The organism is Roseateles sp. P5_E11 (assembly GCF_054049355.1).
On sequence record NZ_JBFUMO010000311.1, the window covers coordinates 1 to 6,832 of the forward strand.

Genomic DNA, 6,832 nt, shown 5'->3' on the forward strand with positions numbered 1-6,832 from the left:
CAGCCGCGGTTGCCTACATAGGCGTGAGCGGCCGCGGCGTCCGAGAAGGTCTCGTAGGCTGCCGTCGGAATGCCATGGCGCTTCATGAAGTCCTTGGCGAAGGCCTTGGAGCTCTCGAGCTGGGCCGCGGCCCTGGTGGGCCCGAAGATGCGCAGGCCCCGCGAGCGGAACTCGTCGACGACGCCAGCGGCCAGCGCGACCTCGGGGCCGACGACGGTCAGCGTCATCTTCTGTTCGACGGCGAAGTCGGCCAGCGCCTTCACGTCGGTCATGCCGATGGGCACGGTCTCGATCTGCTCGTCACGCGCCGTGCCGCCGTTGCCGGGGGCGACGTACACCTGGCTGACGCGTTCGCCCTGGGCGAGCTTCCAGGCCAGCGCGTGCTCGCGGCCACCATTGCCAATGACTAGGACTCGCATCAGTTCAATTCTGCGTTGTGATAGACCGCTTGCGTGTCGTCGAGGTCTTCGATGACGTCAAGCAGCTTTTGCATGCGTTCGGCGTCTTCGCCGGTCAACTCGATCGTGTTCTCGGCCCGCATCGTCACTTCGGACAGCTCGGGCACCAGGCCGGCGGCTTCCAGCGCGGCCTTGACGGCTTCGTAGTCGGCTGGCGAGGTCAATACCTCAATGGCACCGTCGTCACCGGTGACGACATCTTCGGCGCCGGCGTCCAGCGCCACTTCCATGACCTTGTCTTCCGACGTGCCCGGCGCGAACAGCAACTGGCCGCAATGCTTGAACTGGAAGGCCACCGAGCCGTCCGTGCCCATGTTGCCGCCGTATTTGCTGAAGGCATGCCGCACCTCGGCCACGGTGCGAACGCGGTTGTCCGTCATCGTGTCGATCATGATGGCCGCGCCGCCGATGCCATAGCCTTCGTAGCGGATTTCTTCGTAGGTCAGGCCATCGATATTGCCGCTGGCCTTGTCGATGTTGTACTTGATGCGGTCGGCCGGCATGTTGGCGGCCTTGGCCTTGTCCACCGCCAGACGCAGGCGCGGGTTGTCCTTGATGTCGGGGCCGCCCTGGCGCGCGGCAACGCTGATCTCACGAATGATGCGGGTCCAGATCTTGCCGCGCTTCTCGTCCTGACGGCCTTTGCGATGCTGGATGTTGGCCCATTTGGAATGTCCGGCCATGTGGCTCTAGCTCCTTTGGCAGCACGGCTCAGATGCCATGCAACCCTCGATTCTACGAGGCCGCCTCCTGCCCCCGACCCCACCGCCTGCTCGCGGGCGTCCATCTTCCCGCGGCCTCGCCAGCGCCAACACGCCCGGAACTTCATCATGCATTCGCAGCCCGGACTAGCCGAACTGCGGGGGTGTGCGGCATGCGGAGCTCCCGGCCCGCTGGGACCTTCCCCCTAGAAACCTCCCCCTAAGGGCGTCCCCCTAAGAGCTGCAGTCTTCCTCACGTTGAAGGGTGAGGGGTGGGTGAAGCCCTGCAGGCCGGCGCCTAACTTTGAGGCGTCCCTGCCCGCCAGGGTCCGCTCTCAGGAGATTTTCATGACCCGTTTGTTCGCTCATTTCCGATGGACTGGCTGCTTAGGTGCAGCGCTGCTGTCCACATCCGTCCAGGCCGCCCCGGTCTGCTATCACAACTACGGCGCCATCGACGCGATGAAGCCGAACAAGCTCTTCCTCTACTACCCGACGGCCAACGACGCCACCTTCCCGGCCTACGCGACCAACGTCTCGCCCGCACGCACCTTCGCCATCGGCTCGCTGCCGGGCGCGCCTRCCGGCACCACCGCCCAGCTGCGCGACCGCATCTTCGACGTGGTGGCCACCGACTACTGCGAGTTCAACGTCCAGGTGCTGCCGCCCACGACGACCAACCCGGACGCACTGGGCGCGCCGCCGGCGCGGCGCAACATGGTCGCCATCGGCGCGGACACCGACCCCTCACTGTTCGGCATCGCCGAGGCGGTGGACACCGGCGACGCCGACGTCATCGACCACGCCCGCGTCTTCGGCGGCTCCTATGGCGTGTTCTGCAGCGCCGAGCTTTCCGGCGCCAACAACACGCTGGACCGCTGGGCCCTGGGCATCGGCGGCACGGCCGCGCACGAGGCCGGGCACAACTACGGCCTCTCGCACAGCGCGGTGGTGCACACCGGGGAGGACGCCTTCATCCACCACATCATGCCCGCCGGGCCTTCCATGCCCTGTACGAATCGCGTCGGCGAACGCCGCCACTTCAGCGACCAGGACTTCGGCATCCTGGCCAACAACGTCGGCCTGACGCTGCAATCTCTGGCCAACTGGGACTTCGTCAACCCCAATTCCGCCACCGCGTCGCGGCTGCGCATGGAGGTGCTCAGCCTCAGCACCACGCTCACGCCGGTGTCCACCTATACCGGCTCGCTGAGTCCCTGGAACCCGCCCAGCGTGGTGGCGTCCGGCACGCGGACCTTCAAGGGCACCAGCTACCACCGCTACTTCGTAACCTGGCAGTCCGCCAAGGGCTGGGCCAGCCCCAACCAGCCCGGCAGCATCGCCGGCCAGGTGCGCGGCGCCGAGCAGTTCCACGTCGGCACGCATTTCGCGGAAGAGAACATCCTCAACACCACGACCCAGGTGGTCATCGCCGACGCGACCCTGCTGGATGCCGGCGGGTCGGCGCTGCCCCTGCACCCACGCGTGCCCACCTTCGACACCGGCACCCTGTCGGCGGACGGCAACTTCATTCTGGGCCTGGCCAACCTCGCAGCGGCCAATCTGGTGCTGCGCAACTGGCGGGGCTTCGTGCTGCCGCGGCCCGCACACATCGACAGCATGTTGTTCGACCCCACGGGTGGCGTGAAGCTGTTCGACAATCAGCAGGAGCCGATCACGCCATGGCGCCAGCTGCAGTTGCCGACGGCCATGGAACTGCCCGCCGGCTCGACCGACAAGCCCGGCGAAGCCCGCTTCGTGCTCGGCAATCTGCTCAAGGACGGGCACAACGTGCGCATCAAGTTCCGTGGCCAGGTCACGGACGCGACGGTCGGCGCACAGGAAGTCAACCCCGACGTGAAGGGCGCGCTGGCGACAGACCCCTTCCCCGGCGCCTCGGTCTTCCTCGAAGGCGACCTGGTTGAGCCCAATGCGCTGCAGTGGGACGCCGACAAGAAGACCTTCGTCACCAAGGACCTGGTCACCCACGTCTTCCTGCAGGTGGCCGGCAAGCGTGCCAAGCCGGTGGACGGCATCCTGATCGGCCTGCTGCGCGGCAAGGTGGTCTGCTCCAACCTGAACACCCGCCAGTCGGTCAGCGTTCAAGCCAATACCGATGGCAGCTTCGATTGCGAAAAGGCCGGTCTCGTCTCCCTGCACGGGGAGCGGGTGCAGGTCTCGCAGGTAGGCCTGGTCAACACGCAGCTGCCGGCCGTGCAGGTCGGCGGCATGGACATCGCCAAGGTCACCTGCACCAACCTGCGCTCGCGCCAGTCCGTGTCGTTCAAGCCCGAAGTCAGCACCAATGCGCTCGACTGCGTGAAGGCCGGCCTCGGCGTCGAGCAGCAGAGCACGCTGCAGATCACCCAAATCGGCACCGTGCGCTGAAGGCGCCGGCCACCCTTTCCTACCCTGTTGTCTGGAGACCCTGATGAAGCAACTCAAATTCACATTGGCCGCACTGAGCCTGGTGGCATCGACGGCAATGGCCGCAGGCGTCACCAATGGCGACTTCACCGGCGGCCTGACGGGCTGGGCTAAGGCCGGCAACGTCGCCGTGGACACCACCAGCCAGTTCGGCGCGCCACCCGCCGGCTTCACCGCCCAGGCCGTGCTCGGCACAGCCGACACCTCCGGCTTCCTGTTCGGCGGCAGCGCGGTGGCCGCAGCCTCGCTGGAATCCTTCGCCGGGCTCGGGGCCGCCTCGCTCAGCGGCATGGGTGCCGTCGTCGGCTCCGGGCTGAGCGCGGACTTCACGGCCGCCGCCGGCGAGCGGCTGATCTTCCAGTGGAAGTTCATGAGCAACGACCCACCGGGCACCCCGGCCGACGACACGGCCTACGTCGTGCTCGACAAGACGACCGTCATCAAGCTGACCAGCGTCAACAGCGCCACCTTCCTGGGCGGCTCGGCATCGCCGCTGTTCGACGAGACGGCCTACCTGACCTTCACCAGCGCGCCGCTGACCGCCGGGGCACACAACGTCAGCCTGGGCGTGTTCGACGGCTTCGACGCGCTCGGCGCCTCGGCGCTGGCCGTCGCCGACGTGCACCTGGCGCCGGTGCCCGAGCCGGCGTCAGGCCTGCTCCTGCTGCTGGGCGGCTCGGTGCTGCTGGGCCTGGCCAAGCGCCGCGCCAGCTGAGCGCCAGCGGGCACATCACAGCCTCCGGACAGCGGCTGCGGTGAGTCGAAGTGGTCAAAGCGGACCGCTAGACTCGCCGCAGCCTACCTGCCCCTGATCCGGAGACCCCCATGCCCGCCGACCCCATCCTGCTGGCCCGCCATGAGCAGACCGAGTGCCTGCTGCTGCCCGCGCTGGCCAACCGCCACGGCCTCATCACCGGCGCCACCGGGACCGGCAAGACCATCAGCCTGCAGAAACTCGCCGAGAGCTTTTCCAAACTGGGCGTGCCGGTCTTCATGGCCGACGTGAAGGGTGACCTGACCGGCATCAGCCAGGCCGGCAACCCGAGCGAGAAGCTGCTTGGCGTGCTCAAGGAACGTGGCCTGGAGGCGCCGGAAAAGCTGGCCTGCCCCACCACGCTGTGGGACGTCTTCGGCGAGCAGGGCCACCCGGTGCGCGCCACCGTGTCGGACATGGGCCCGCTGCTCTTGAGCCGCATGCTGGCGCTCAACGAGACGCAGGCCGGCGTGCTGCAGATGGTGTTCAAGATCGCCGACGACAACGGCCTGCTGCTGCTGGACCTGAAGGACCTGCGCGCCATGCTGCAGCATGTGGGTGACAACGCGAGTCAGTTCACGACGCAGTACGGCAATGTCTCGGCCGCCAGCGTCGGCGCGATCCAGCGCGGCCTGCTGCAGATCGAGGCCCAGGGCGGCGACAAGTTCTTCGGCGAACCGATGTTGAACATCGCCGACTTCATGCAGACGGAATCGGGGTTGGGCGTCATCAATGTGCTGGCCGCCGACAAGCTGATGAACGCGCCGCGGCTGTACGCGACCTTCCTGCTGTGGATGCTCAGCGAGCTGTTCGAGACCCTGCCCGAGGTCGGCGACCTGGAGAGACCCAAGCTAGTGTTCTTCTTCGACGAGGCCCATCTGCTGTTCAAGGATGCGCCCGACGCCCTGGTCGAGCGCATCGAGCTGGTCGTGCGCCTGGTGCGCTCCAAGGGCGTCGGCGTCTATTTCGTGACCCAGAACCCGCTGGACATTCCCGACGCGGTGCTCGGCCAGCTCGGCAACCGCGTGCAGCACGCGCTGCGCGCCTTCACGCCGCGTGACCAGAAAGCCGTCAAGAGCGCCGCCGACACCATGCGCGCCAAGCCGGGTCTGGACATTGCCACCGCCATCATGGAGCTGGCCGTCGGCGAGGCGCTCGTCAGCCTGCTCGACGAGAAAGGCCGGCCGAGCATCACCGAGCGCGTCTTCGTGCTGCCGCCCGGCAGCCAGATCGGCCCGATCACGCCGGCCCAGCGCCAGCAGCTCATCGCCAGCTCGCTGGTCGCCGGCGTCTACGAGAAGCATCTGGACCGCGAATCCGCCTACGAGAAGCTCGCTGGCAAGCCCGCAGCGGCGCAAGGCGGCGGCGGCATCACGGCGGAAGGCGGCCAGGTGTTCAAGGGCGGCCCTGCTGCACCGGCGCCCGCCGACGAAGGCGGCGGCATGCTCGGCGGGCTCAAGGACGTGCTCTTCGGCACCACCGGCCCGCGCGGCGCCCATCACGCCGGCCTGGCCGAGACCGCAGCCAAGTCGGCCGTGCGCAGCATCGGCTCGGCCGTCGGCCGCGAGATCATCCGCGGCGTGCTGGGCAGCATCCTGGGCGGAAGCGGCAGCCGCCGGCGCTGAACGCCGTGCGCCTCGCGCCGCGTCGGCCCCGCTCGTCGCAGACCACTTGCACCAGTGCGCAGGCCACATGATGCTGGCCGCATGACCTCCACCGACCGCAACCACGACTGGACGACGCATGTGGGCGGCACCGCCCTCATCTGCGTCGTCGTCGGCCTGCTGAACTTTCTGCTGCAGGGCGGCAGCTTCGGCATTGCGATGCTGTATTCCTTCACCGTCGGCGCGCAGATCTCGCTCTACATCTCGCTGCTGATGGCCGGCGTGGCCCTGCTGCTGCGCCGCCGAGGCGGCGACTCGCCCCAACTGCGCCACGGCTGGGTTGGCTGGGGCTGGGTGGCCCCCTGCGTGCTGCTGGGCGCGCTGGCCGGCTACGCGGGCGGGCTGTGGCTGGGCGACCTCCTCAGCGGCCGGCACGCCAGCCGGCCCTGGGACATGCCCGGCGGCCGCGCGGCGGTGTCGGTGAGCTTCGTGCTGCTGGTGTCGGTGCTGGGCACCTTTTTCTTCTTCTCGCTGTTCCGGCTGAACGCGTTGCGGCTGGAACAGGCCCAGGCCCAGCGCCAGGCGGCCGAGGCGCGGCTGACGCTGCTGCAGAGCCAGCTCGAACCCCACATGCTGTTCAACACGCTGGCCCATCTGCGCGTGCTGATCAAGCTGCGGCCGGACGAGGCCCAGYGCATGCTGGACCAGCTCATCGCCTATCTGCGCGCCACGCTGCAGGCCAGCCGCGCCACCGAGCACCCGCTGAACGAGGAGTTCGAGCGCCTGTCGGACTACCTCAGGACCGCCCTTTCACCTGTGCTTCATCGCTTATGGGGGGGCTAGTGCGTAGTCCCGCAATTGCCTCGTTTAGCTTGGCGTACGATGACC

At 67.9% G+C, this 6,832-nt stretch carries 5 protein-coding genes and 1 pseudogene; 4 read left to right on the forward strand and 2 right to left on the reverse strand.

Annotated elements, in window-relative coordinates:
- A pseudogene (locus ACXJKR_RS20260) lies at positions 1-419 on the reverse strand (phosphoribosylamine--glycine ligase); the annotation flags it as partial.
- Positions 419-1,141 carry a YebC/PmpR family DNA-binding transcriptional regulator gene (locus ACXJKR_RS20265; protein WP_056198998.1) on the reverse strand — a complete coding sequence of 241 codons (723 nt, stop codon included), beginning with the start codon at positions 1,139-1,141 and terminating at the stop codon, positions 419-421. The pseudogene ACXJKR_RS20260 and the gene ACXJKR_RS20265, both read right to left, overlap by 1 nt.
- A gap of 366 nt (positions 1,142-1,507) precedes the next feature.
- On the opposite strand from ACXJKR_RS20265, the gene ACXJKR_RS20270 reads away from it, so the two are divergent.
- From ACXJKR_RS20270 to ACXJKR_RS20285, 4 genes are all read left to right on the forward strand, one after another.
- Positions 1,508-3,547 (forward strand): hypothetical protein, encoded by a 2,040-nt coding sequence (locus ACXJKR_RS20270; protein WP_457324346.1) that lies wholly within the window; start codon positions 1,508-1,510, stop codon positions 3,545-3,547.
- A gap of 43 nt (positions 3,548-3,590) precedes the next feature.
- Positions 3,591-4,301 (forward strand): PEP-CTERM sorting domain-containing protein, encoded by a 711-nt coding sequence (locus tag ACXJKR_RS20275; RefSeq protein WP_056199003.1) that lies wholly within the window; start codon positions 3,591-3,593, stop codon positions 4,299-4,301.
- A 110-nt stretch (positions 4,302-4,411) separates the two neighbouring features.
- Positions 4,412-5,965 (forward strand): helicase HerA-like domain-containing protein, encoded by a 1,554-nt coding sequence (locus ACXJKR_RS20280; protein WP_457324347.1) that lies wholly within the window; start codon positions 4,412-4,414, stop codon positions 5,963-5,965.
- Between the two features lie 81 nt (positions 5,966-6,046).
- Positions 6,047-6,787: a histidine kinase gene (locus ACXJKR_RS20285; protein ID WP_457324348.1), complete on the forward strand. Its 741-nt coding sequence runs from the start codon at positions 6,047-6,049 to the stop codon at positions 6,785-6,787.
- Positions 6,788-6,832 lie beyond the last annotated feature (45 nt).